The 25,944-nt window shown below is 60.9% G+C and carries 23 protein-coding genes; 14 read left to right on the top strand and 9 right to left on the bottom strand.

Features of this window, described 5'->3' with window-relative positions:
- Positions 1–73: 73 nt before the first annotated feature.
- The gene (locus M0814_RS17365; RefSeq protein ID WP_003221782.1) at positions 74–478 is read left to right on the top strand and encodes an HPF/RaiA family ribosome-associated protein; all 405 of its coding nucleotides are present in this window, start codon (positions 74–76) and stop codon (positions 476–478) included.
- 112 nt (positions 479–590) lie between these two features.
- On the opposite strand, the gene fecA is transcribed toward M0814_RS17365, so the two are convergent.
- From fecA to M0814_RS17350, 3 genes are all read right to left on the bottom strand, one after another.
- The gene (gene fecA / locus M0814_RS17360) at positions 591–2,921 is read right to left on the bottom strand and encodes a TonB-dependent Fe(3+) dicitrate receptor FecA (RefSeq protein ID WP_103485824.1); all 2,331 of its coding nucleotides are present in this window, start codon (positions 2,919–2,921) and stop codon (positions 591–593) included.
- A gap of 177 nt (positions 2,922–3,098) precedes the next feature.
- Positions 3,099–4,031, bottom strand: coding sequence for a FecR family protein (locus M0814_RS17355; protein WP_103485825.1), 933 nt, complete (start codon positions 4,029–4,031; stop codon positions 3,099–3,101).
- Positions 4,028–4,516 carry a sigma-70 family RNA polymerase sigma factor gene (locus M0814_RS17350; protein WP_103485826.1) on the bottom strand — a complete coding sequence of 163 codons (489 nt, stop codon included), beginning with the start codon at positions 4,514–4,516 and terminating at the stop codon, positions 4,028–4,030. The genes M0814_RS17355 and M0814_RS17350 overlap by 4 nt, the downstream gene beginning before the upstream one ends.
- A gap of 179 nt (positions 4,517–4,695) precedes the next feature.
- Between M0814_RS17350 and M0814_RS17345 the strand changes: the two genes are divergently transcribed.
- The 6 genes from M0814_RS17345 (at position 4,696) to M0814_RS17320 (ending at position 11,102) form a co-directional block, all read left to right on the top strand.
- The gene (locus M0814_RS17345) at positions 4,696–5,001 is read left to right on the top strand and encodes a DUF3649 domain-containing protein (protein ID WP_007967542.1); all 306 of its coding nucleotides are present in this window, start codon (positions 4,696–4,698) and stop codon (positions 4,999–5,001) included.
- Positions 4,998–6,587 (top strand): PepSY-associated TM helix domain-containing protein, encoded by a 1,590-nt coding sequence (locus M0814_RS17340; protein ID WP_103485827.1) that lies wholly within the window; start codon positions 4,998–5,000, stop codon positions 6,585–6,587. Before M0814_RS17345 ends, M0814_RS17340 begins: the two co-directional genes overlap by 4 nt.
- Positions 6,587–6,913, top strand: coding sequence for a DUF3325 domain-containing protein (locus M0814_RS17335; protein ID WP_103485828.1), 327 nt, complete (start codon positions 6,587–6,589; stop codon positions 6,911–6,913). Before M0814_RS17340 ends, M0814_RS17335 begins: the two co-directional genes overlap by 1 nt.
- Before the next feature lies 1 nt (position 6,914).
- Complete coding sequence (locus M0814_RS17330) at positions 6,915–7,481, top strand: RNA polymerase sigma factor (protein ID WP_103485829.1); 567 nt, start codon at positions 6,915–6,917, stop codon at positions 7,479–7,481.
- The gene (locus M0814_RS17325; RefSeq protein WP_103485830.1) at positions 7,478–8,467 is read left to right on the top strand and encodes a FecR family protein; all 990 of its coding nucleotides are present in this window, start codon (positions 7,478–7,480) and stop codon (positions 8,465–8,467) included. The genes M0814_RS17330 and M0814_RS17325 overlap by 4 nt, the downstream gene beginning before the upstream one ends.
- A 205-nt stretch (positions 8,468–8,672) precedes the next feature.
- On the top strand, positions 8,673–11,102 hold the full coding sequence (locus M0814_RS17320; protein WP_103485831.1) for a TonB-dependent receptor: 2,430 nt from the start codon (positions 8,673–8,675) through the stop codon (positions 11,100–11,102).
- A gap of 142 nt (positions 11,103–11,244) precedes the next feature.
- Here M0814_RS17320 and M0814_RS17315 read toward each other — a convergent pair whose 3' ends face one another.
- Entirely contained in the window at positions 11,245–12,120 is an 876-nt protein-coding gene (locus tag M0814_RS17315) for an AraC family transcriptional regulator (protein ID WP_103485832.1), read from the bottom strand.
- Positions 12,121–12,374: 254 nt separating this feature from the next.
- On the opposite strand from M0814_RS17315, the gene M0814_RS17310 reads away from it, so the two are divergent.
- The gene (locus tag M0814_RS17310) at positions 12,375–13,277 is read left to right on the top strand and encodes a DMT family transporter (RefSeq protein ID WP_103485833.1); all 903 of its coding nucleotides are present in this window, start codon (positions 12,375–12,377) and stop codon (positions 13,275–13,277) included.
- Between the two features lie 24 nt (positions 13,278–13,301).
- Here the strand turns inward: M0814_RS17310 and M0814_RS17305 are convergent, their stop codons facing one another.
- A complete protein-coding gene (locus M0814_RS17305) occupies positions 13,302–13,811 on the bottom strand; it encodes a DUF2165 domain-containing protein (protein ID WP_003221807.1) in 510 nt (169 codons plus the stop codon).
- Positions 13,812–13,960: 149 nt separating this feature from the next.
- A complete protein-coding gene (locus tag M0814_RS17300) occupies positions 13,961–14,935 on the bottom strand; it encodes a D-glycerate dehydrogenase (RefSeq protein ID WP_103485834.1) in 975 nt (324 codons plus the stop codon).
- 1,256 nt (positions 14,936–16,191) lie between these two features.
- On the opposite strand from M0814_RS17300, the gene M0814_RS17295 reads away from it, so the two are divergent.
- Complete coding sequence (locus M0814_RS17295) at positions 16,192–16,656, top strand: hypothetical protein (RefSeq protein WP_103484110.1); 465 nt, start codon at positions 16,192–16,194, stop codon at positions 16,654–16,656.
- Between the two features lie 113 nt (positions 16,657–16,769).
- Here M0814_RS17295 and M0814_RS17290 read toward each other — a convergent pair whose 3' ends face one another.
- Complete coding sequence (locus M0814_RS17290) at positions 16,770–17,738, bottom strand: LysR family transcriptional regulator (protein WP_045122300.1); 969 nt, start codon at positions 17,736–17,738, stop codon at positions 16,770–16,772.
- Between the two features lie 274 nt (positions 17,739–18,012).
- Between M0814_RS17290 and M0814_RS17285 the strand changes: the two genes are divergently transcribed.
- The 4 genes from M0814_RS17285 (at position 18,013) to M0814_RS17270 (ending at position 22,982) form a co-directional block, all read left to right on the top strand.
- Entirely contained in the window at positions 18,013–19,512 is a 1,500-nt protein-coding gene (locus tag M0814_RS17285; protein ID WP_103484109.1) for an efflux transporter outer membrane subunit, read from the top strand.
- Between the two features lie 213 nt (positions 19,513–19,725).
- Entirely contained in the window at positions 19,726–21,918 is a 2,193-nt protein-coding gene (locus tag M0814_RS17280; protein WP_103484108.1) for an FUSC family protein, read from the top strand.
- On the top strand, positions 21,908–22,108 hold the full coding sequence (locus M0814_RS17275) for a DUF1656 domain-containing protein (RefSeq protein WP_003221811.1): 201 nt from the start codon (positions 21,908–21,910) through the stop codon (positions 22,106–22,108). Before M0814_RS17280 ends, M0814_RS17275 begins: the two co-directional genes overlap by 11 nt.
- Positions 22,109–22,118: 10 nt before the next feature.
- Positions 22,119–22,982, top strand: coding sequence for an HlyD family secretion protein (locus tag M0814_RS17270; protein WP_103484107.1), 864 nt, complete (start codon positions 22,119–22,121; stop codon positions 22,980–22,982).
- Positions 22,983–23,128: 146 nt separating this feature from the next.
- Here M0814_RS17270 and M0814_RS17265 read toward each other — a convergent pair whose 3' ends face one another.
- Positions 23,129–23,527, bottom strand: coding sequence for a DUF4440 domain-containing protein (locus M0814_RS17265; RefSeq protein WP_103484106.1), 399 nt, complete (start codon positions 23,525–23,527; stop codon positions 23,129–23,131).
- Entirely contained in the window at positions 23,524–24,894 is a 1,371-nt protein-coding gene (locus M0814_RS17260; RefSeq protein ID WP_103484105.1) for an MFS transporter, read from the bottom strand. The genes M0814_RS17265 and M0814_RS17260 overlap by 4 nt, the downstream gene beginning before the upstream one ends.
- A 109-nt stretch (positions 24,895–25,003) precedes the next feature.
- Here M0814_RS17260 and M0814_RS17255 point away from each other — a divergent pair, with 109 nt between their 5' ends.
- The gene (locus tag M0814_RS17255) at positions 25,004–25,912 is read left to right on the top strand and encodes a LysR family transcriptional regulator (protein ID WP_112997819.1); all 909 of its coding nucleotides are present in this window, start codon (positions 25,004–25,006) and stop codon (positions 25,910–25,912) included.
- The last annotated feature ends 32 nt before the right edge of the window (positions 25,913–25,944 follow it).

Here is a 25,944-nt window from a genome sequence, read left to right as displayed (position 1 = left end):
GATTGTTGTAACCAAGAGGTCAGGAAATTCAATTCGAGGCCTCTCGCGAGCTAGCTGAAATAAGGGATGAACTATGCAAATCCAAGTCAACAGCGATAACCATATTCAAAGCAGTAAACGACTGGAGGAGTGGGTACGTACAACTATTGAGAGCACGCTCGACCGTTATGAAGAAGACCTGACCCGTGTCGAAGTCCACCTGAGCGACGAGAACGGCGACAAACCAGGTCCTCATGACATGCGTTGCCAACTGGAAGCGCGGCCAAAAGGCCATCAACCGATTTCCGTCACCCATAAAGCCGATTCGCTGGAACAGGCGATCGATGGTGCAGCCGAAAAACTGGAACACGCGCTGGAGCACTTGTTTGGCAAACTGCGGGGCAAACCACGCGCCGCCATCGTGCCATTCAGCAAGGCGAATGACGCACTGCTGGAAGAAGAGTTTCTGGAGAACGAACAGGCAGCGATCAACAGTTGATGCGCTGATTTTTCAAGCCACCCCATGAGAACGGGCCTGCGCAAGCAGGCCCGTTTTTGTTTGTGTTGCTGAACAGTGTGGCGAGGGAGCAAGCTCCCTCGCCACAGTTTTTTTAGAAAGCTACAGAGGTTTGTACATACACCGTACGTGGTTCACCCACGTACTTGCCCTTGTTGTTGTCATCGAACGAGCGGGTGAAGTACTGGGTGTTGAAGATGTTCTTCACCCCCACCGCCACGTTCAGATCCGACAATTGCGGGCCGAAGTCGTAACCGGCGCGGCTGCTGAACAGCATGTAGCCGGGGATCTTGCCGGTGCTGCCGTCGGCGCTTTCTTTCGAGGTGTTGGCGTTGTCGGCGAACTGGTCGCTCTGGAAGCTGCTGTCGACGTTGAGTTTCCACGGCCCTTCGGTGTAACCGACGCCAATTGTGCCTTTGTGTTTCGAGGAAAACGGCACGCGATTGCCCTTGTTCGGTCCGTCTTCGCGGATGATCGCGTCGACATAGGCATAAGTGGCGTACACATCGAAACCGGCCAGTGCCGGGCTCAAGTCATCCAGTGTGTAGTTGACGCTGGTCTCGATGCCCTGATGACGGGTCTCGCCACGGGCGATCACCGAGTCGTTGGTCTGGTTGCTTTCGTACTGGTTGTCGAAGTTGATCAGGAACGCGCCGATCTCCGCGCGCAGTGCGCCGTTGTCATAACGGGTGCCGAGTTCCCAGGTGCGCGCCTTCTCCGGTTTCACCTCGCCGCTGCTCACGCGGTTGGGCATCTGACTGTACTGCACGCTGCCGAACGAACCTTCGGTGTTGGCGTACAGATTCCAGCTGTCGCTCAGGTGATACAGCACGTTCAGTGCCGGCAGCGCGGTGTTGTAGTCGCCCTTGTATTTGACGTCGGTCAGGTTGTTGGTCTGCTGCGACTCGATCATCTCGTAGCGCACGCCCGGGGTGATGGTCCATTTGCCGATGTCGATGCGATCGTCGACGAAGAACGCATTGGCTTCGGTGCCGCCGCGGGTGTCACGGTCGTTGCGGCTGTCGGTGGATGGGTATTGGTTGCTGCTGATCGGCGTGCGATAGCGCAATTCGTGGCCAGCCTCATTGATGTAGCGGTAGCCGACGCCGACTTCGTGGCTGGTCGGGCCGAGGTCGAAGCCTTGGGCGAAACGGGTTTCGAAACCGCGCACCCAATACTCGCGTGGTGACAGCGAGAGGAACGAGCCCTGATCCAGATAACCGCTGCGCAGGGTTTTGGTGAAGAAGGTGTTGGCGGTGAATTCGCGGCGATCTTCCTGATAGCGATAGCCGAAGTTGAACATCGTCCGACGGCCCCAGAACTGATCTTTCAGGCGTGTCGACTGATACGGATCGGCGTCGTAATCGGCAACGCTGAGGCCGCCGGGCATGTCGGCCTTGCCTTCGTAATACTGGGCCATGGCGTTGAAGCTGTTGGCCTCGTCGAGCTGGTATTTGCCCTTGAGGATCAGGTCGTCGATTTCGCTGTCGCTGTGTTCACGCCAGTCGCCGCCACGGGTGCCGGAGTACAGCAGCGCACCGCCCAGACCATTTTCGTTGGTGCCGCCGGCCAGCAGGTTGGCGCTGGTCTTGAAGCCGTCATGGCTCGACGACGGACTGGTTTCCGTCTGGAAACCACCCTTGACCGTCGGCGCGTCGGGAATGGCGCGGGTCACGAAGTTGACCACGCCACCGACGTTCTGCGGGCCGTAACGCACGGCGCCGCCGCCACGCACCACGTCCACGGCATCCATGTTGCCCATGCTGATCGGCGCGAACGACAACTGCGGTTGGCCGTAGGGTGCGAACGGTACGGGAATGCCGTCCATCAGCACGGTCGAGCGCGCGGCCAGGCGCGGATTGAGGCCGCGAATACCGAAGTTCAGCGCCATGTCGTGACTGCCGGTGCCGTTGTTTTCCGGAGCGTTGACCCCGGGGATGCGGTTGAGCACATCGCGCGCCTGAGTCGCGCCCTGCCGTTCAAAATCTTCGCGGCGGATCACGTCGCGGGCACCCGGGTGTTCGAACACGTTGACCTGCGCTGCATCACCGAGCCAGTCACCGACGACTTTCGAGGTGTCCAGCTCCAGCGCCGTGTCGCCGACCGGTTGCAGGCTGAAGGCATTGTTGCCCTCGGCGCGGGCTTGCAGGCCGGTGCCTTCGAGCAGCGCATCGAGACCTTGTTCGGCGCTGTAGCTGCCTTCGAGGCCACGGCTTTGCACACCGCTGGTGATTTGTGAGCCGAAGGAAATCAGCACGCCGGCCTCACGACCAAACTGGTTGAGGGCGTTTTCCAGCGACGACGGGGCGATGTGGTAAACCTTGGTTTCGGCGGCCATGACCGGCAGGGCGCTGAAGCTCAGGCTGGCGCCCAGTACGAGGTTGCGCAGACTGCGGGCCAGCGGCGTGAGGCGAGTGGGGTGCATGAAGGTTGATCCTGAGAAGGTTGAATCAAGGGGGCTTTCCTTCTCTGTCACGCCAGATCTGAAAAACGGCTCATTTATTTTTCGAGAGCAAAAGATCGCAGCCTGCGGCAGCTCCTACATTGACTCGGTGTACATCCTGTAGGAGCTGCCGCAGGCTGCGATCTTTTGATTTTGCTTCTAAGCCCGCGCCTCGACGCTCACCCAATAGCGGGTAAAGCGCCGCACTTTCACCGGCAGACTGATTTGCAGCAGATCAAAAATCCGCTCACTGTCGTCCAGTGGATAAGTCCCGGAGATCAGCAAATCGGCCACTTTCGCATCGCAATGCAACTGCCCGCGACGGTAACGGCCGAGCTCATCAAGAAAGTCGCCCAAGCGCATGTGCGCAGCGATCAGCATGCCGTCGGCCCAGGCGCCGCTGTTGGCGTCCAGTGGCTGGGCTGCGCTGATCGAGGTGGTGCTGAAACTCAACTGCCGGGCAACCGGCAACCACATCGGGGCGCGTCCGTGGGTGATCAATTCGACCTGGCCTTCGAACAACGCCACCTGCGTGCGATTGGCAAATTGCCGCACGTTGAGCCGGGCCGCGCTGGTTTTCAGCACACCTTGTGCTGTGCGCACTTCGAACGCCTGCGCGCTGCTGAGGAGGATCTCGCCTTCCAGCAAACGGATCAGCCGTTGTGCACTGTCCACATCCGCCGCACTCGCGGTGTTGAGCTGCAACTGGCTGTCTGCGCCCAGCGCAATTTTGCGGCGTTGGCCCACCGGGCTGCGGTAGTCGGCGAGCAGCGTCGGCAGCGGATTGTGCTCGCGCATGCCCCAGGTGACGGCGGAACCGGCACCGAGAAGCAGCAGCAATTTGAGCGCCTGACGGCGGCTGGAAGACTTCGGTCCGTTCAACGCGGCATGCGCCAATGGCGAAGCCACACCGCGCAAGCGCTGGTTGACCCGCTGCATGTGCTCCCACGCCCGACGATGTTCGCTGTGGGCGTCCAGCCAGTGTTGCCAGGCCTGTTGCTGACGCGGGGAGAGCGTGCCTTGCTGCATTTCCATCAGCCAGTACACGGCCTGTTCGGCCACTTGCGCAGAGAAATCCGGAACGCGGTTCACAGGGCGAAGTAGCAGCGCAGGGCGGCTTTTTGCAGATGACGTTTGACGGTGGCCACCGAAATGCCCAGCTCGGCGGCAATCTGCGGATAGGTCAGGCCATCGACCTGCGCCAGCAAAAACGCGCGTTTGACCGGTCGTGGCAAACCATCGAGCAATTGGTCCAGTTCGATCAGGGTTTGCAGGATGATCGCTTTGTCTTCTTCCGATGGCGCGAGCATTTCCGGCATCTGCGCCAGGGTGTCGAGGTAGGCGCGTTCCAGATCCTGACGACGGTAATGATTGAACAGCACGCGTTTGGCGAGGGTGGTGAGAAAGGCGCGCGGTTCGATGATCACCGCGGGTTCGCGGGCGCTGAGCACGCGAATGAACGTGTCTTGCGCCAGATCCGCTGCGCTGTCCGGGCAGCCGAGTTTGCGCCGCAACCAGCCGGTGAGCCAGCTGTGGTGGTCTTGGTAGAGCGATTCGACGGGATGGGCGGACGGCAACGGTATTACTCCGGGCGCATGATGGATGCGTTAGAGAACAAGAACTGTTCGCATTGTAGGGGCGGGCGAGGGTGTCCGGCAATCAGATGCTTTTGCGTATGAGAATATTTATCATTAATATTGCTCGCCTGTTGGTCCGGCCTCGTCGGTCGGACGTTTTTTCGTTTCAGGGTCGAAACATGAAAGGCAAACTCGCCTCACTTCCCATGTCCTATCGTCTGGCCGTCACCTCGCGGGTGCTGGCGGCGGTGTTCGGCGGCTATCTGGTCGCGGCGCTGGCCAGCGTGGCCCTGACGATGTGGTTACCGTTGAGCCGCGCCGAAGCTGTAGTGACTGGCATGACCATTTCCTTTCTGGTCTATCTGGTTGCGGTGCTGTGGTGTTTCGCTTGCCGCACGGCATGGTCGGCGTGGGTCGGATTGCTGGTGCCGAGCGTGATTCTGGCGACGGTGTCCGGGGCCGCACGTGGTTTGGGCTACGCATGAAAGAGGGCTTTCGCCAGTCGATGGCCTGGCTGCACACCTGGGCCGGACTGGTGTTCGGCTGGCTGCTGTTCGCGATTTTCCTGACCGGGACACTGGCCTATTTCAAGGACGAAACCACGCACTGGATGCAGCCGGAAATCCCTTTGCGCCCGCTCAACGCCGAAGCGAGCCTGACGCTGGCGCAAAACTATCTGCAACAACGGGCGCCGAATGCTTCACGCTGGCGGATCGGCCTGCCCAGCGCCCGCGACCCCGGCCTATCCGTCAGTTGGCAAGACACTCAAGCCAGCCCTGGCAAGCGCGGCAAGTTCACTGAAAAGACGCTCGACGCGCAAACCGGAGCCGAAGTAGAACCCCGGGAAAGCATGGGCGGTGAATTTTTCTACCGTTTCCATTTCCAACTGCAAATGCCCTATCCGTGGGGCCGCTGGCTGGCGACCAGCGCGGCGATGGTGATGTTCATCGCGTTGATCACCGGCATCATCACCCACAAGAAAATCTTCAAGGATTTCTTCACCTTCCGCCCGCGCAAGGGCCAGCGCACCTGGCTCGACGGCCACAACGCCGTGGGTGTGCTGGTTTTGCCGTTCCACCTGATGATCACCTACAGCAGCCTGGTGATTTTCATGGCGATGGTTATGCCGGCGAGCATTCTGGCGACTTACGGCAACAACCTCGGTGCGTTCTATGATGAGGTGTTTCCAGAAACGCCGTTGCCGGAGCGCGCCGGCCAGCCAGCGACTTTGCCGCCGCTGGCTGCGCTAATGACGCGCGCCAGTGAGCACTGGGGCGGCGGCCACGCGACACGGGTGACGGTCACTAACCCCGGCGATGCCAATGCCTCTGTGCAGTTTTCCCGTGCCAGTTCCGACAAGATCACCTACGAGTACGGTAGCGATGTGACCTTCAATGGCGTGACCGGGCAGTTGCTCGGCGCCACAGCGGACAAGCCGCTGCCGATGGCGATTGCCGGGAGTTTTTACGGTTTGCATATCGGCCGGTTCGCCGGCCCGGTACTGCGCTGGCTGTACTTCCTCTGCGGCCTGGCCGGTACGGCGATGATCGGCACCGGGCTGGTGATCTGGCTTGGCAAGCGCCAGCTCAAACACGCAAAAAGTGGCGTGATGCCGTTCGAGTTACGGCTGGTCGAAGTGCTGAACATTGCCAGCATGGCGGGATTGGTCAACGCGGTGGCGGTGTTCTTCTGGAGCAATCGTCTGTTGCCGCCGAGTCTCGGCGAGCGGGCCGATTGGGAGGTGAACGCCTTCTTCATCGCCTGGGGCTTGAGCGTGGTGCACGCACTGCTCAGGCCTGGACGCAAGGCTTGGGTCGAACAACTGGTGCTGGCAGCGCTGCTGTTCGTCACGGTGCCGTTGCTCAATGCGTTGACCACTTCGCATCACCTCGGCGTCACGCTGGCACAAGGTGACTGGGCGCTGGCAGCTTTTGACCTTACCTGTCTCGGCGCCGGTCTGTTTCTGACGTGGGCCGCCTGGAAGATGCAGCGCGCCGGGCATAGTGTGCGAGTGAAAAAAACGCCCCGCGAAAGGGCTCGGCCAATCGCGCTTGAGCAGGGGACAAACTGATGCTGCTGGCGTTGTTGCTGTGCTATGCCGGATTCACCGCGTTGTGCCTGTCGATGCCACGGCATCACGACGAACTGCTGGGGCGCAAACCTTCAGCCCGGCGTGGTCGGGGTCTGAAACTCTTCGGTTGGCTCATGCTGGGCCTGTCACTCTGGGCCACCGTGGCTGCCAACGGTTGGGGCTTGGGTCTGGTCGACTGGTTCGCGGTGCTGATGTGCAGTGCGCTGGCGTTGGTACTGCTGATGCCGTATCGACCGAAACTGGCCTTGGTGCTGGCCGCTTTGAGCCTGCTGGCAAGCCCGGTCGCCGCCTGGGCGCAGTGCTGACATGCTGATCGGTCATCCTCCGGAATCCCGCGACGACGAGCCACACGGCGCGCGTGCGCATTTTCTCCAAGTGTTCCTGTCGCAGCGCTCGCAGATGGAAGCACTGGTGAACCGGCGCGTCGGCTGCCGGGCCACGGCGGCAGATCTGGTGCAGGATCTGTTTCTGCGTTTCTGGCGGCGGCCACTGGTGCAGGTCGAAGAGCTCAGTACCTATCTTTTGCGTTGCGCCGGCAACATTGCCATCGATCATTTGCGCAGCGAAGGTACGCGGGTGCGAGTCAATGAGGGCTGGCAACCGGACGCGCCGGACAGCCACGGCAGCGAACCGCAAGCTGCGCTCGAAGCAGGCAATGATCTGCGCCATGTCGAAGCGGCGTTGCGCGCCTTGCCCGAACGCACTCGGCAGATCTTTCTGCTCAATCGCATCCACGGTCGCAAGTACGCAGAAATCGCCAAGGCCATGGGCTTGTCCCAAAGCGCGGTGGAAAAACATATGATGCGCGCCCTCGAGGCCTGCAAGGCCAGCCTGCGCGAACCCGCGCCACGTCTGCCAGGGAAAGCACCGTGAATCACACCGACCGCATCGTCCCGACGCCGGCTCAGGAACAGGCCGCACTCGCTTGGCTGAGTCTTCTGCATGACCGCCCGAGCAGCGGCGATCAACTGACCTTCAGCCAGTGGCTGCGCGCCGACCCGGCCCACGCCGAGGCCTACGCGCAGGCGCAAGTGCTGTGGGAGCTAAGCGAAAGTCCGGCGCGCACCCTGGCCGATGAAGATGCGTTTGCGTTGCAGGGTTACCTCAATGCGATGGATCGCCCGCGTCGCTCAGCGCTTGTGCGCTGGTCGGGCGCGCTGGCGCTGGCCGCGTGTCTGATGCTGATGATCAGTCTCGGCACGGGCTGGCAGCCGCAGCGCTGGGTCGATGATCTGGGCGCCGATTACGTTTCGGCGCCGGGCGAGATCCGCACCGTGACGCTGGCCGATCAATCGCAAGTCACGCTGGATGCCGACAGCGCCATCGCCGTGGATTTCAGCCAGGGCGAACGGCATGTGCAACTGCGTCGCGGTGCCGGTTTTTTCAGTGTCACGCATACCGGCGAGCCGTTCGTGGTCGAGGCCGAGAAAGGCCAGGCGCGGGTACTCGGCACGCAATTCGAAGTGCGTCTGCAACCTCGCGGTGCGCAGGTCACGGTGCTGTCCGGACGCGTTGGCGTGACAGCGGATCGCGGCGCGCCGCAGCAGATTCTGACGGCCGGCCAGCAAGTGGCCTACGGGCAGGGTACTGCGGAAAAACTGCACGCGGTGGACAGCGAAGCGCAACTGGCCTGGCGTCAGGGCTGGCTGAATTACTACAAGGCGTCACTGGCCGATGTGGTGCAGGATTTGCGGCGCTATTACCCGGGGCGGATCGTTGTACTCAACGATGAGCTGGCGGCGCGCAAGGTCAGCGGCAGTTTTCCGAGCAGGGATCCGCAGGCTGTGTTGAGTTCGCTGCAAGGGGTGATGGGGTTTGAGCAGCATCAGGTGTTGGGGCATCTGATTATTGTGCGCTGAGGCTGGCGGCGCCATCGCGAGCAGGCTCACTCCTACATTTGGAATGCGTTCCCCCTGTAGGAGTGAGCCTGCTCGCGATAGCGTTCTTTCAGACACCAAAAAATATTTTCAAAATTGTGGTGAGGTAAACCACAGGCCCATCCGTGTAGTGACTGAAACTGCGAGTCATTCGCATCCGTTGCGGTTCTACACAGGTCATTGAGCAATGAAGTCCAGGGCAAAATCGGGTTCGGTCAAACAGTGGTTGGGTGTTTCGGCATTGAGTTTTTGCGCATTGGCGCTGCTGCCGATGAGTGTGGCGCTCGCCGCTGAAACCGTCAGCAGCCCGGCGCAAAAGCAGTTCAGTTTTTCCCTGAGCGCCAAACCGCTGCCCCAGGCCCTGAGCGACTTCAGCCGTATCACCGGGCAAAGCGTGGTCTACACCGATGAAGCGCCGTACGGCCTCAACGCCCCGGCGGTCAGCGGCCAGATGAGTGCCGAACAGGCGCTGCAACGCTTGCTCAGCGGCTCCGGCATGACCTTCCGCCGCACCGACAGCCACACCTTCGCGCTCGAGCCGCAACCCATCGCGGGCGCCCTCAATCTCGGCGCCACCACTATCACCTCGATGCGCGACGACTCGATGAGCTACCAGCCGCCGCAAACCAGTTCGGTGATGCGCTCCTCGGCTTCGCTGCAGGAAATCCCGCAGACCGTCAACGTGATCCCGGCTCAGGTCATTCGCGATCAGACCCCGCGCAATCTCGACGATGCGCTGGCCAATATCAGCGGCATTACCCAGGCCAATACCTTGGGCAGCACTCAGGATTCGGTGATGATTCGCGGCTTTGGCGACAACCGCAACGGCTCGATCATGCGCGACGGCATGCCGATCGTGCAGGGTCGCGGGATGAACGAGACCGTTGATCGTGTCGAAGTGCTCAAGGGCCCGGCCTCACTGCTGTACGGGATTCAGGACCCGGGCGGCGTGGTCAATCTGGTCAGCAAGAAGCCGGAACTGACCCAATACAACGCTTTGACCCTGCGCGGCTCAACCTATGGCGACGGCAAGAATGGCAGCGGCGGCAGCTTCGACAGTACCGGTGCGCTGGGCGATTCCGGCCTCGCTTATCGCATGGTGCTGGATCACGAAGACGAAGATTACTGGCGCAACTTCGGCACCCATCGCGAGACGTTGATCGCGCCATCGCTGGCCTGGTATGGCGAGCGTACCAAGCTGCTGTTCTCCTACGAACACCGCGAGTTTCTCACGCCGTTCGACCGTGGCACGCTGATCGATCCGCGCACCAACCACCCGCTGGACATCTCGCGCAACGAGCGTCTGGACGAGCCGTTCAACGACATGGAAGGTCGTTCCGACCTGTACCACTTCGAGGCCGACCACGAACTCAACGACGACTGGAAAGCCCACTTCGGCTACAGCTGGAACCGCGAAACCTACGACGCCAGCCAGGTGCGCGTGACCGCCATCGACACCAAAAAAGGCACGCTGACCCGCAGCATGGACGGCACCCAAGGCGCGATCAGCACTGACCGCTTCGCCACCGCCAGCCTTGAAGGCAAGGTCAACGTGCTGGGCATGCAACATGACCTGGTGTTCGGCGTCGACGACGAGTACCGCAAGATCTACCGCGCCGACCTGATCCGCCAGAAAAGCCTGAGCACCTTCAGCTACGTCAACCCGGTCTACGGTCGCGAAGTCGAAGGCACCACCGTCAGCCCGGCGGACAGTGCGCAGACCGATCTGCTGCGCAGCGATTCGGTGTTCCTGCAGGACTCGATCCACCTCAATGACCAGTGGATTCTGGTCGCCGGCGGGCGCTTCCAGGAATACGACCAGTACGCCGGCAAAGGCGTGCCGTTCAAGGCCAACACCGACAGCAATGGGCAGAAATTCGTCCCTCGCGCCGGTCTGGTGTATCGCTACACCGACGAGTTGTCGTTCTACGGCAGCTACACCGAATCGTTCAAACCCAACTCGACCATTGCCCCGCTCAGCGGCAGCAGCACCGTGCTCGACGGCAGCATCGCGCCGGAAGAGGCCAAGTCGTGGGAACTGGGTGCGCGTCTGGATATGCCGGGGCGCATCACCGGCAATATCGCGCTGTTCGACATCAAGAAGCGCAACGTGCTGGTCTCAAATTCTGAAGGCCCGACCACCATTTACAGCGCGGCTGGCGAAGTGCGTTCCCGGGGTCTGGAACTGGACCTGACCGGGCAGTTGACCGATCGCTGGAGCCTGATCGGCGCCTATGCCTACACCGATGCCGAGGTCACCGAAGACCCGGACTACAAAGGCAATCGCTTGCAAAACGTGGCGAAGAACAGCGGCTCGTTGTCGGCGGTGTATGACTTCGGCAGCGTGATCGGTGGCGATCAACTGCGGGTCGGCGCCGGGGCGCGGTATGTCGGCGAACGCGCGGGCAACGCGGTGAATGATTTCGACCTGCCGAGCTACACCGTGGCCGATGCGTTCGCCACTTATGACACCAAGCTTGAGGGGCAGAAGGTCAAGTTTCAGCTCAACGTGAAGAACCTGTTCGACCGCACCTACTACACCTCGGCGGCGAGCCGGTTCTTTGTGTCGATGGGCGATTCGCGGCAGATTTCGTTGTCGAGCACGTTGGAATTCTGATCCGCAACCGCGTCATCGTTCTTCGCGAGCAAGCCCGCTCCCACAGGTTCTCGGTTGAGACACAAATGTCTTGAACGGCCGCAGACCTGGTGGGAGCGGGCTTGCTCGCGAAGAGGCCCGAACAGGCAATAAAAACCCGGCTCTAACGCAAAAACGCCTGCCGATATTCCCCCGGCGTCCCACCCAATACCTGCCGAAACCGGTTGGTGAAATGACTGGCACTGGCAAACCCGCACGCCAGCGCAATCTCCCCCAACGGCAACGCCGTGCCGCGCAACAACTCCCGCGCCCGGCTCAAGCGGCGCGCCAGCACGTACTGATGCGGCGGCAAGCCAAAGCTCACGCGAAACATTCGGGCAAAGTGGTATTCCGACAACGCACACAATCCGGCCAGTTGCCCGAGGCTGATCGGCTCGGCCAACTGATTGTCGATGAACTCGACCAACTGCCGACGCTGATGCGGCGCCAGTCCACCCTTGAGGCGCAACCCCTGACGGGCGCCGACCTGGCTGAGCAAGGTATGGCTGATCAATTCATGGGCAATGCTGCTGGTCAGCACGCGCTCGGCAGGCTCTTCCCAATTCAGCGTCAGTAACTGGCGAAAACGTCGCGCTTGCTGCGGATCTTCCAGAAAGGTCTGCTCGTGCAGTTGCATCTCCCTCGGCTCGCGATCAAGCAGCGTCACGCAACCGAGGGCAAATTGTTCTGCGCTGAAATACAGGTGAGCGAGGCGGATATCACCGTTGATCACCCAGCCGGATTCGTGATCCGCCGGCAGGATGCACAGCTTGTCCGGCCCACCCTTGTGCCCCGGTTGCCCGCGACGAAAAGTGCCGGTGCCGCCGGCGATGTAGCAGGACAGGGTGTGATGGCTCGGCGCTTCGTATTCCTGGGCGTCGTGGTGGTTGGTCCACAGGGCCGCAGACAAGCCGTCACCGAGCTCGGCGCTGTGCACAAGGCGTGCGTTCGGCGAGCGGTTGAGGGCTTGAAAGACTTGCAGGGTATCGATAGCGGCCATGTTCGGTTCTCTCCAACGCCTTGCATCCTACTCCGTAGACGTCGCGCTGCCAGCCTGTCGGGCGACAAAAGCGCAAGAATCTGCAAGCGCCCCGTTCGTTGCTGCCGCACCCTGAATCGCTGTTAAACGTAAAACCTGTGGCGAGGGAGCTTGCTCCCGCCGAGTGCGCAGCACTCATGAACGGGGCCGCTTCGCAGCCCAGCGCGAGCAAGCTCGCTCGCCACAGAGTGTCCCGTGTCCTCAGGAGTCTCGTCATGAACCTTTCGCTGTATCTGCTGACCGTGCTGATCTGGGGCACCACCTGGATTGCCCTGAAATGGCAACTGGGCGTGGTGGCGATTCCGGTGTCCATCGTCTATCGCTTTGGCCTCGCTGCGTTGGTGCTGTTCGTATTGCTGCTGCTCAGTCGGCGACTGCAACCGATGAATCGGCGCGGGCATCTGATTTGCGTGGCGCAGGGTTTGTGCCTGTTTTGCGTCAACTTCATGTGCTTCCTGACGGCCAGCCAGTGGATTCCCAGCGGACTGGTCGCGGTGGTGTTTTCCACGGCCACTTTGTGGAACGCACTCAATGCACGGGTATTCTTCGGTCAGCGCATCGCCCGTAACGTGCTGATGGGCGGCGCGCTCGGCCTGTTCGGTCTGGGGATGCTGTTCTGGCCGGAACTGGCCGGCCATCACGCCAGCCCTGAAACGTTGCTCGGTCTTGGTCTGGCGCTGTGCGGCACCCTGTGTTTTTCGGCGGGCAACATGCTCTCGAGCCTGCAGCAGAAGGCCGGTCTGAAACCGTTGACCACCAATGCCTGGGGCATGGCCTACGGCGCGGCGATGTTGTCGGTGTGGTGCCTGGTGAAAGGGATTCCGTTCGACATGGACTGGTCGCCGCGTTACGTCGGGGCGTTACTGTATCTGGTGATCCCGGGTTCGGTGATTGGCTTCACCGCCTACCTGACGCTGGTCGGGCGCATGGGGCCGGAGCGCGCAGCCTATTGCACGGTATTGTTCCCGGTGGTGGCGTTGAACGTCTCGGCGTTTGCCGAAGGGTATCAATGGACTGCGCCGGCGCTGGTCGGACTGGTGTTGGTCATGCTCGGGAACATTCTGGTGTTCCGCAGACCTCGTGCAATACAGGTGCCGGCTCAGGGAAAGTTGGCCTGATGGTGAATTGAGTCGGGCGCTGTTTCAGCGCTCGACTCTTATGACGATATAAATCAGCAGCGGAAATATGACGTCGACAATGTGTCGGGCCCAGTCCTTGGCGTTCCAGGTTTGTGAAGTATCCATGTCAAACCATTCAACGCCGATTACTTGCAGGCACAAGTAGTAGATAAACAGCGCGATCAATAAACCGATGATTGAAAACCGCTTTGCTTCGTGAAATTTTTCTTTCGAAGCATTTATGTTTTTCAACAGATGATAAGTGCCTAACAGGCAAAACGCGGTGTAGGTCACTTCCAGCGTGATAATGAGCCAGTAGATCCGATGGTGAAGCATGGGGGAGGTGATCGCGCGATAGCGGATGCTGAGGTTGTGTTGGGTAGTGTCCATGCTCAGAACATGCCCGACATACTCATAGTTTGAAGCATAGTCAGTGAAGTTGCTGTACATCACCAGCAAGCCAAAAAAACTGATATAGCCCATCAGTATGACTTTGCTGAAGCGGATGATTTTATCCGTGGTCAGAGTGTTCAAGTGAGTGTTCTCCATGATATTTATCGAGAAGTCGACAAGTCAGGAGAGTTTATAGCGGGTGTTTTTATTTCGGTGCAGGGTTGGATTTCAAAACATGTGCGGGGAAAAACTTGTCGGGCAAGTATCTTTTGATACTTGCCCGATGTTTTTTAACCGCGCCAGACCTGTGGGTTCACCAGATCCTGTGGACGCTCGCCGAGCAAAGCGCTGCGCAAGTTGGCCATTGCGCGATTGGCCATGGCTTCGCGGGTTTCATTCGTAGCGGAGCCGATGTGCGGCAATGTCACTGCGTTTTTCAGCTGAAACAGCGGCGATTCGGCCAGCGGTTCTTTCTCGTAGACGTCCAGACCGGCGCCGCGGATGCGGTTGTTTTGCAGGGCTTCGATCAGCGCCGGTTCGTCGACCACCGGGCCACGGGAGATGTTGACCAGGATCGCGTCCGGTTTCATCAGCGCCAGTTCGCGGTGGCTGATCAGGTGGCGGGTCTTGTCGCTGAGCGGTACTACCAGGCAGACGAAGTCGGCTTCGGCCAGCAGTTGGTCGAGGCTGCGAAACTGTGCGCCGAGTTGCTGTTCCAGCTCAGTCTTGCGACTGTTGCCGCTGTAGAGGATCGGCATGTTGAAGCCCAGGCGTCCGCGGCGGGCGACGGCGGCGCCGATGTTGCCCATGCCGACGATGCCCAGGGTCTTGCCGTGCACGTCGCAACCGAACAGCGGGGCGCCGACACTGGCCTGCCACTGGCCAGCCTTGGTCCAGGCGTCGAGTTCGGCGACGCGGCGGGCGCTGCTCATGATCAGGGCGAAGGCGAGGTCGGCGGTGCTTTCGGTGAGCACGTCCGGGGTGTTGGTGAGCATGATTCCGCGTTCATTGAAGTAGGCGAGGTCGTAGTTGTCGTAGCCGACCGACACGCTTGAGACCACTTCCAGTTTTGTCGCGGTTTCGAGTTGGGCCTTGCCGAGTTTGCGGCCGACGCCGATCAGGCCGTGGGCGTGGGGGAGGGCTTCGTTGAATTGGGCGTTGATGTCGCCGTTCTTGGGGTTGGGGACGATGACGTCGAACTCTTGCTGGAGGCGTTCGATCATGGGGGGGGTGATGCGGCTGAAGGCCAGGACTGTTTTTTTCATCGCTATGGGCTCGGCTTCGGGGCTTTATTGCCAAGCAAGCTAACATTTCTGTTTTGGGTTGTCTTGGCGGCCTTTGGGCCGACCATGCTCTTGGGGTTTTGGGTGTTTATCCGTTGCTTTGGGGGTTGCGGCTGGCGGTTTCGCCCTTACGGCGAGTCACTTTTCCAGACGCCGAAAAGTAACCAAAAGGCTTGGCCCCGGCGTTCGGCCCTCGCTTAGGCTCGGGTTCCTTCGCTGCGGGATTCATCCGGGGGCATCGCCTCCGGTTTGCTTCGCTGCACCTCCTCTCGATGCATTTGGCTTCGCCAAACGGTCGCTGCGCTCCCACCCCCGGATAAATCCCTCCACTCAGCCTGCCGATGGGGCCGGCACGGCAAGATCAAGAGCCGCAGCCGAGCTTGCGCTCATCCTGTTGAGTGGTGAAAAGCATGTGGTCGGCTTTTGCTTTTCTGTAGGAGTGAGCCTGCTCGCGTTGGCGGCCTGACAGCCGACCAATCTCCAACTGATTCACCCAATCCAATTGTAGGAGTGAGCCTGCTCGCGATGGCGGCCTACGAGCCGACCAAATCTCCAACTGACCACACCCATTCCAACTGTGGGAACTGGCCTGCCAGCGACGGCGGCCTGTCAGCCGACCACTCTCCAACTGACCACACCCATTCCAACTGTAGGAGCCAGCCTGCTGGCGATGGCGGCCTGTCAGCCGACCACTCTCCAACTGAACACACCCATTCCAACTGTAGGAGCCAGCCTGCTGGCGATGGCGGCCTACGAGCCGACCAATCCCCAACTGTCCACACCCAATCCAACTGTGGGAGCGGGCTTGCTCGCGAAAGCGGTGTGTCAGTCACCGCAAGTGTTGGATGTGCTGATGCTTTCGCGAGCAAGCCCGCTCCCACAATGGCTCAGCTGTGTGCCGCAGATTGGGTGATTTCCACATGATCCAGCACCCGCTTCACCGACAGTTCAGCCAGCATGATGATCTGCTGAATCGCCAGTATCGTCTGCCGCTGAGGTCAGTTGGCGACTCGCACTTCAACCAGACTCCCACTCATTCATAAGCCGCCAGTTCCACCTGATGCAGGCGCAGAGTTCTTGAGTGATGTTCTTATAACAATAAGACTTTTTCGATATCGCGGTTTATTTCTAATAGATATATAAACCTGTTAATTCTGACAGGTGTCACGAAGGACTGATTACGGCAGTCTTCTGTTTCGTAATCTTGCGATGGTCAGTTGTTGATAAAGGAACTTTTTATGATAAATGAATTTTTTCTACCTTCAGAAGAACAAGAGGGCGTGGAGGGTACAGCAGATGTACTCGTTTATAGTCTTTTTCCATTCAATGGAAAGGTTGAAACCTTCATCACGAATGATGAGTTCGTGGTTGTTATTGCAAAGCAGGATTTTCCTAGAGAGCGATCCGCGGGCCTGCAGTGCCGGTTTAAGGCTGATATCCGTAATGGGGAGCATCCGTACAATGAGAAATTGGAGATGAGCATTATTTACATACTGAGCGAGAAGGTCCCAGGGGGAGGGACAAGATCTAGACCGTATCCGGCTGTTTATGGGAGTGGAACTGTAGATGTGAATTTCGACCTTGTTAAAGGTACGTTAGCGCTTGGATTTAAACTGAAAGTTCAAAACGATCCATCAGAGCCACGGTTGGATGCGAATGGTTCATTCAAAAAAGTCTCAGGTCTTAAGCATGTCAAGATGTAACAGATTTGTTTTTACCCAGTACAGGCTTTGCTGACTGCCATTGTCCAGAGGGACTTCCGCGTTGATCAATAGACGTGGAGGTTCCGTTCTGGACAGAGGCACTAGCGCCAGTTTCAGGTCGCCACCCGAGCACCCGCCAGGCTCCCACTCAATTCATAAGCCGCCAGTTCCGCCTGATGCGCCGCCAATATCTCTGGCAGCGACCCGCGCAAATACTCGACCCACGTCTTGATCTTCGCATCCAGGTATTGCCGCGAAGGGTAGATCGCATACAGGTTGAGTTCCTGCGAGCGGTAGTTGGGCATGACGCGCACCAGCGTGCCGTTGCGCAGTCCTTCGATGGCGGCGTAGACCGGCAGGACGCCGACGCCCATGCCGCTGATGATTGCGGTTTTCATCGCGTCGGCGGAGTTCACCAGGAATGGCGAGCTGTTGATGGTGACCATTTCCTGGCCTTCGGGGCCGTCGAAGGCCCATTTTTCCAGGGGGATCACCGGGCTCACCAGACGCAGGCAGGCGTGGTTCAGCAGGTCGCTGGGTTTTTGCGCGCAGCCGTTGGCTTTCACGTAGGCCGGGGAGGCGCAGACGATGCTGTAGGTGATGCCCAGGCGTTGCGAGACGAAGCCCGAATCCGGTAGTTCGCGGGCCAGCACGATGGACACGTCGTAGCCTTCGTCGAGCAGGTCCGGCACACGGTTGGCCATGGTCAGGTCGAAGGTCACGTCGGGGTGGGTCTTGCGGTAGCGGGCGATGGCGTCGATCACGAAGTGCTGGCCGATGCCGGTCATGGTGTGCACTTTCAACTGGCCGGCGGGGCGGGCGTGGGCTTCGCTGGCCTCGGCTTCGGCTTCTTCGACATAGGCCAGGATCTGCTCGCAGCGCAGCAGGTAGCGCTTGCCGGCCTCGGTCAGGGCGATGCGCCGGGTCGTGCGATTGAGCAGGCGGGTTTGCAGGTGGGCTTCCAGGTTGGAGACCGCGCGCGAGACGTTGGCCGTGGTGGTGTCGAGTTGCACGGCGGCGGCGGTGAAGCTGCCGGCTTCGGCCACACAACTGAAGGCGCGCATGTTTTGCAATGTGTCCATGGGGTGCTCTCAAGGGAGATGGCAAATTGTGACACGAAGTTTCAGGGGCTGAGACCCCCGACCAAGGGATTATCTCGTTAACGGTAACAAAGATTCACAGGAATCCCAGCTTATCGCCACCAAGGTGCCCACCTAGAATTGCGCCGTTGTGGGAGCGGGCTTGCTCGCGAAAGCGATTTCATCTTCAACGCGGCGTCTTCTGACAGAGCGCTTTCGCGAGCAAGCCCGCTCCCACAGGGCCTCGGTTCTTCCCCTTTTTCAGGAATTCGCAGCTGTGCCGCGTCGCATCAACAGAGCGCTTTTGCCGCTCAGTGTTCTGGCTTTTACCCTGGGTCTCAGCGGCTGCATCTCAACGCAAGGAATTGCCCCGCATAGCAAGGCATTGGAAGCCTCCGCACTGGCCACTGACGACGCCATCGCCCACGCCGCCAAAGACGCCAACTGGCCCACCGCACAATGGTGGCAAGCCTACGGCGACCCGCAACTCAATCACTGGATCGACCTCGCCGTGCAGGGCAGTCCGAGCATGGCCATGGCCGCTGCTCGGGTGCGGCAGGCCAAGGCGCTGGCCGGTGTCGCCGAAGCGGCCGAGTCGTTGCAGATCAATGGCGAGTCGACACTCAAGCGCCACAACTGGCCGACTGACCCGTTCTACGGCCCGGGCGAGCTGTCCAATACCACCACCTGGGACAACAACGCCGCGCTCGGTTTCAGCTATGCCCTCGACCTCTGGGGCCGCGAAAGCAATGCCAGCGAACGCGCGGTGGATCTGGCGCACATGAGCGCCGCCGAAGCGCGGCTGGCGCAGCTGGAATTGCAGAACAACCTCGTGCGCGCCTACATCGAACTGTCGCTGCATTACGCCCAGCGCGACATCGTCGCCGCGACGCTGAAGCAGCAACAGCAGATTCTCGAGCTGGCGCAGAAGCGCCTGAACGGCGGAATCGGCACGCACTTCGAAGTCAGTCAGGCCGAAACGCCGCTGCCGGAAACCCATCGGCAACTCGATGCGTTGGACGAAGCAATCGCCCTCAGCCGCAACCAGATCGCCGCGCTGGCGGGCAAAGGCCCAGGCGCGGGTGCGCAGTTGCAGCGGCCGACGCTGGCGCTGGGGGCAGCATTGAAACTGCCGTCGGCATTGCCCGCCGAGTTGCTCGGTCAGCGCCCGGACGTGGTTGCCAGTCGCTGGCAAGTGGCGGCGCAGGCACGCGGGATCGATGTGGCGCACGCCGGTTTCTATCCCAACGTCGATCTGGTCGGCAGCCTCGGCTACATGGCGACCGGTGGCGGGGCGCTGGAGTTTTTGACTGGCAAGAAGCTCAACTACAACGTCGGCCCGGCGATCTCGCTGCCGATCTTCGACGGTGGGCGTTTGCGCAGCGAGTTGGGCGAAGCGTCCGCCGGTTATGACATCGCCGTGGCGCATTACAACCAGACCCTGGTCAATGCGCTGAAGAACATCTCCGACCAGTTGATCCGCCGCGAGTCGATGGACAAGCAGCAAGCCTTCGCCGCCGAGTCGGTGGCCACTGCGCAGAAGACTTACGACATCGCGATGATCGCCTATCAGCGTGGCCTTACCGATTACCTCAACGTGCTCAATGCGCAGACCTTGCTGTTCAAGCAACAGCAAGTGCAGCAGCAGGTGCAGGCGGCGCGGTTGAGTGCGCATGCGGAGTTGGTGACGGCGTTGGGTGGCGGCCTCGGGGCCGGCAATGACGTGCCCACTGCCGAGCAAACAGCAGCCCCGAAAACCCCGGCCCTCCTGCGGTGAACACACAATCCACTACACAAAACCTTTGTGGTGAGGGGATTCATCCCCGATGGGCTGCGGAGCAGCCCCAAGAAAAGCAAATGCGGTGTGCCAGGCAGAATTGGCTTGCAGGTTTCGGGGCCGCTTCGCAGCCCATCGGGGATAAATCCCCTCACCACAGAGTTTGTGTTCATCACAAAAATTGTTAAGTCCTCAATCATTGAGCAAGACCAAATGACTCCCTTGCCCGCACCTCTACGCTGGCTCTACTCCCTGGAATGGCGTCGGGGTTTGTTTGACTGGGCGCGCAGTGATGGCGTGACCTGGGTCTACATCTTCAAGGTATTGCTCGCCGCGTTCCTCACACTGTGGCTGGCGATGCGCCTGGAGTTGCCGCAGCCGCGTACGGCGATGATCACCGTGTTCATCGTCATGCAGCCGCAGAGCGGCCATGTGTTCGCCAAGAGTTTCTATCGTTTCCTCGGCACCCTGGCCGGGTCGGCGATGATGGTTACGCTGATCTCGCTGTTCGCGCAGAACACCGAACTGTTCCTCGGTTCTCTGGCGATCTGGGTCGGCATCTGCTCGGCGGGTGCGGCGCGTTGCCGTAACTTTCGCGCTTACGGTTTTGTCCTCGCCGGCTACACCGCGGCGATGGTCGGGTTGCCCGCGCTGGCGCATCCGGACGGTGCGTTCCTGGCCGCCGTCTGGCGCGTGCTGGAGATCTCGCTGGGGATTCTCTGCTCGACGGTAGTCAGCGCCGCGATCCTGCCGCAAACCGCCAGCGCGGCGATGCGCAACGCCCTGTATCAGCGCTTCGGCGTGTTCGCGTTGTTCGTTACCGATGGCCTGCGCGGACGCAGCAAAGCCGAGTCGTTCGAAGCGAGCAACGTGCGTTTCATCGCCGAAGCCGTGGGCCTCGAAGGGCTGCGCAGCGTGACCGTTTTCGAAGACCCGCACATGCGTCGGCGCAACGGTCGCCTCAGTCGTTTGAACAGCGAGTTCATGGGCATCACCACCCGCTTCAACGCCCTGCATCAGTTGCTGGAACGCTTGCGCGTGAACGACGAAGAACACGTGGTGGCGGCGATCAGACCGGGCCTGCAGGATCTGGCCGAAGTGCTCGACGGCTTCAGTGGCCGCGCCCTGACCAGCCCGGACGCCGCACGCCTGGCGACGGCACTTGCGACGTACAAGGAAGGCCTGCCGGCGCGGGTGCGCAGCCTGCGTGCAACCTTTCAGGAGACTGACCCTAGCGACGCCGAGCAACTGGATTTTCACACCGCGTACGAACTGCTCTATCGCTTCGTCGATGACTTGCACAGTTATGCACAGACCCACGCCTCGCTGGCCGATCACCGCCACGAGCGTGAGCGCTGGGACGAGCCGTTCACCCCGCAAACCAACTGGTGGGCCGCGGCGGCTTCGGGGATTCGCGCCTCGTTCATCCTGATGGTGCTGGGCAGCTATTGGGTCGCCACCGCGTGGCCGAGCGGTGCGACCATGACCCTGATTGCTGCCGCGACCGTGGGCCTTTCTGCCGCCACGCCGAACCCGAAACGCATGGCTTTTCAAATGGCCTGCGGTACGTTTCTCGGAGCGCTGATCGGCTTCGTCGAGATGTTTTTCATCTTCCCGTGGATCGACGGTTTTCCGCTGCTGTGCGTGATGCTCGCGCCAGTGATCGTGCTCGGCTCGTTCCTCGCTTCGCGACCGCAATACGCAGGTGTCGGTCTCGGTTTGTTGATCTTCTTCAGCACCGGTTCGGTGCCGGACAACCTGACCATTTACAACCCCTACACCTTCATCAACGACTACATCGCCATGGTCATGGGCATGCTGGTCTGCGCCGCTGCCGGCGCAATCATTCTGCCGCCCAACAGCCGCTGGTTGTGGAAGCGCCTGGAGCAGGATCTGCGCGGCCAGGTTGTCTACGCGATCAGCGGCAAACTCAAGGGCCTGGCGTCGAGTTTCGAGAGTCGTACCCGCGATTTGCTGCATCAGGCTTACGGTCTCGCTGCCGGGCAGCCGACCGTGCAGAAGAACCTGCTGCGCTGGATGTTCGTGGTGCTCGAAGTCGGCCACGCGATCATCGAGTTGCGCAAGGAACAGGCGATCCTCCCGGTGCATCCGGCCTATGCCGAATCGCAGCCGTGGCGTCAGGCAATTCGGGTGATGGGTCGGGCGCTGGTGCGACTGTTTCTGCAACCGAACCCGAGCAATCTGGAGCGCGCACTGGTGGCGGTCGATCACGCGATCAGTCGGGTCGCCGCGACCGACGAGCCGTTTGCGCCGCACTTCGACACGTCCGCGTTACGCCGGGTGAAGAGCTATCTGCACTTCATCCGCACCTCGTTGCTCGACCCGCAATCACCACTCGCTGCCTATGCCGTCGCCAAGCCCGAAGGACTTGCCCATGCCTCGTGAAATCGCCTTCCACGGCGTGTACATGCCGACCATGACCCTGATGTTCTTTGTCGCTGCGGCGCTGGCCTGGGCGCTGGACCGGTTCCTGTCGGGGTTCGACCTGTACCGTTTTTTCTGGCACCCGGCGCTGCTGCGTCTGAGCCTGTTTACCTGTCTGTTCGGCGCCATGGCGCTGACTGTCTACCGTTGAGAACGTTCTGATGAAAAAGTTTTTCAGCCTGCTCGCGACCCTGCTGGTGCTGGCCATGGCACTGTGGATCGGCCGGACCCTGTGGGAGCACTACATGAATACCCCGTGGACCCGTGACGGCCGGGTGCGGGCGGACATCATCAACGTCGCCGCCGACGTCACCGGGGAAGTGGTCGACGTACCGGTGCGCGACAACCAGTTGGTGAAGAAGGGTGACCTGCTGATGCAGATCGACCCCGAGCATTACCGTCTCGCGGTGAAGCAGGCGCAGTCGCTGGTGGCTTCGCGCAAGGCGACGTGGGAGATGCGCAAGGTCAACGCGCACCGCCGCGCCGACCTCGACAATCTGGTGATCTCCAAGGAAAACCGCGACGACGCCAGCAACATCGCCGACGCCGCGCTGGCCGATTACCAACACGCGCAAGCGCAACTGGAAGCCGCCGAACTCAACCTCAAACGCACCGAAGTGCGCGCGGCGGTGGACGGCTACGTGACCAACCTCAATGTGCATCGCGGCGACTACGCGCGCATCGGTGAAGCGAAAATGGCCGTGGTCGACATGAACTCGTTCTGGGTCTACGGCTTCTTCGAAGAGACCAAGCTGCCGCACGTGCGCGTGGGCGACAAGGCCGACATGCAACTGATGAGCGGCGAAGTGTTGAAGGGCCACGTGGAGAGCATTTCCCGCGGCATCTACGACCGCGACAACCCGGAAAGCCGCGAGCTGATCGCCGACGTGAACCCGACGTTCAACTGGGTACGACTGGCGCAGCGGGTGCCGGTGCGCATTCACATCGATGAAGTGCCGGAGGGTGTGTTGTTGGCGGCGGGGATTACTTGCACGGTGGTGGTGAAGCAGGACACAGGAGAGTAAACCTGTGGCGAGGGAGCTTGCTCCCGCTCGGCTGCGTAGCAGTCGTAAAAGCTGACTGCGCGGTGTGCCTGACAGGGTTGGGGGCAGGTATCGGGGCTGCTGCGCAGCCCAGCGGGAGCAAGCTCCCTCGCCACAAAGAGATCGCATCAGCCTTGGCAAAACGTCTCCTGCAAATGCCGCCACAGCACCCGCCCGGCCTCGGTCTTTTCAAACACCACCGTCGATCGGCGATCGGTGCGCAACCCGCTCGCATCGCTCTGCTGCTCGCGGTAACTCAGCGTCGCGCCATGCGCATGCAGCGCAATCCCGCGCAGCTCACTGAGCTCGATTCTGAAGCCGGCCTTCTTCCCGCCCGCCGACTGAAACAATGCGCGCAAGGCTTCGATATCCAGCGTCCGGCCCAGCGGCGTGACCATGGAAAAATCCGCCGAGAACCGGCTCAGCAAACGCGCAAGTTCCGCCGAATCCTGCTCCACGGCAAACCAGCGTTCGATGACCAGGTGGGCCTGGATCACTTCATCAAAATATTCGTTGTAGTCAATCATGTGGATTTTTCCTGAAGGGGAGGTGAGCTCAAAAGGGCGAGCACTTTGGAGGCATCGAAACGCAGCACCGCGACCATCGGCAACAGCGTGAGCAGCGCGGCGGCGAGAAAGCAGTAGCGGAAACCGTTGCCGCCCAAAGCGCCCAAGAGCGAACTGAGCAGCGCCGCGCCGAGGCAGAAACCGAGCTGGCGATTGATGTTCCACAACGCACTGGAGTGGCCCATTTTTTCCGGCGCGATGCCGACAAACGCCAGGCTCTGCGCGGTCACGCTGCACAGGCTGCCGCCCAGACCCATCAAGGCATAGGCAATGATCAGCGGCGCGGCGGCGGGTTGTTCGATGCGCATCAGCATGACAATCCCCAGGCACTGCAAAAGCATCCCGGCGATCAGCAACGGCTTGGGGCCGATGCGGTTGAAACTGCGTTTGCCGAGCATGATCGCCACACCCGAGGCGGCCGCCCAGGACAGCATCAGCGCACCGGTTTGCGCCGCGCCGAAACCGAGGTCGTGCAGGTACAACACGGCAATCATGTTGGTACCGGTAAACACCCCGGGCACGAACAGGTAGATCAGCATCGCCAGGCGCAGCGACGGACTGTTGATCAGTTGCAGGTCGAGCACCGCGTCGGGTTTGTGCCAGCCGTCACGCAGGTACAGCCATAAGGTCAGGACGCCGAGCAGCAGCACCCCGGCGGCGAGGTGACGGGTAGCGGCGGCACTCGCCAGGCTCACGGCAATCAACAACAGACTCAGGGCTGATACGGCCAGCAGCAGACCGAGTAGATCCAGCGTGGGGCGTTCAAGGGTGGCCTGATCCGCGTTCAACCAGAGCAGACCCAATCCGAAAGCCAGCAGCGCCATGGGCATGTTCAGGTAGAAAATCCAGCGCCATGACAACGCCTCGACGATCAGGCCGCCCGCCGCCGGCGACAGGGCCGGCACCAGCAGCGCGACCATCAGCACCACGCCGGTGAGGTGTGCGCGTTGTGTCGCTGGATACTGCCGATACGCCAAGGCCTGACCGATTGGCAACAGCAAGCCGCCACCGAGTCCTTGCAGCAGGCGCCAGCCGATCAGGCTTTCAATCGACCCGGCCTGGGCCACCAGACCGGAGGCGATGCCGAACACCAGCAACGAGCCGAGAATCAGCCGCCGCTCGCCCAGCCGCGCCGCCAGCCACACGCTCAGCGGAATGATCAGCGTCAGCCCGAGCATGTAGGCGTTGGTGATCCACGCCAGTTGCGTCACGGATGCCTGTAATTCCCGGGCGATATCCGGGTAGGCGATGCTCGCGGCGAACATGTTCAGCAGGTCGAGGGCAAACCCGAACAGATACACCAGCGCGACTTTCGAGCGATAGGCCATGGCAGCTTCCCTGTGATGAGACGTGCAGGGTAGGGGGCTTCAGGCGTTAGGAAAACGCTGGTTTGCCTGCTAGTTTGTCAAAATAATTTTGACAAGGGGTGCGTGGGACATGGTCAGCCTGGACCGTTTTGACACTTTCAAAGCCGTGGTCGAGGCCGGCTCGTTGACCGCGGCCGCCGATACTCTGGGCCAGACCCGGGCGGTGGTGAGCTTCAATCTCAAGCGCCTGGAAGAAGAACTGGGTGTCACCTTGCTCACCCGCAACACCCGGCAACTGGCCCTGACCGATGCCGGCGAGCGTTTTTATCGACGCTGTCTGCGCACCCTTGACGAAGCGCGACTGGCGATCGAGGAAGCGCGCTCCGAGCATTCGCAACTCAAGGGCACGTTGCGCATCACCACCACCGTGGAATTCGCCCTGGCCCAAGTGGTGCCGGCGCTGGAGGTGTTCCGTCAGCAACAGCCGCAACTGAACATTCATCTGTCGACGTCCTCGACCCATGCCGATCTGATCTCTGAACGCTTTGACATGGCGATTCGTCTGGGGCGCATGCACGACTCCAATCTGCGCGCGGTGCAGTTATCGACGTTCGAGGTGTTTGCGGTGGCGGCGCCGCAGCTGGTCGAGCGCTTCGCGCCGGTTGCCACACTGGCGACGCTGGAGTCGATGCCGAGGCTGGGCCACGGCCGAGTCCCGGAAATGACCGTGACCGACCCGACCGGGACCGAGCATTTCTACCAGCCAAAACCAGGGACCACCGCCATCGTCGCCGACAATTCGGCGACGCTCAGGGCGTTTGCGCTGACCGGGCAAGGCGTGGCGATTTTGCCGCAATGGCTGATTCAGGAGGATCTGGCAGCCGGGCGACTGGTACGGTTGCTGGCCGATTACCGTTTTGCTCAGCAGGGTGTTTACGCGCTGTATCCGGATACCCGGCATTTGCCGCTGAAGGTGCGGGCGTTTATTGATTTCATGAAGGGCTGGGGGGGAAGGAGCAAACTATCCGCACCGACGTGAACCCGGCTTGATAATCGCGAGCACGCGCCCAT

Source organism: Pseudomonas sp. MWU12-2020 (genome assembly GCF_023100605.1).
Classification (GTDB): domain Bacteria; phylum Pseudomonadota; class Gammaproteobacteria; order Pseudomonadales; family Pseudomonadaceae; genus Aquipseudomonas; species Aquipseudomonas fluorescens_H.
The sequence above is the reverse complement of the archived record's forward strand: the minus strand, read 5'-3'. Positions and strand labels throughout refer to the sequence as shown.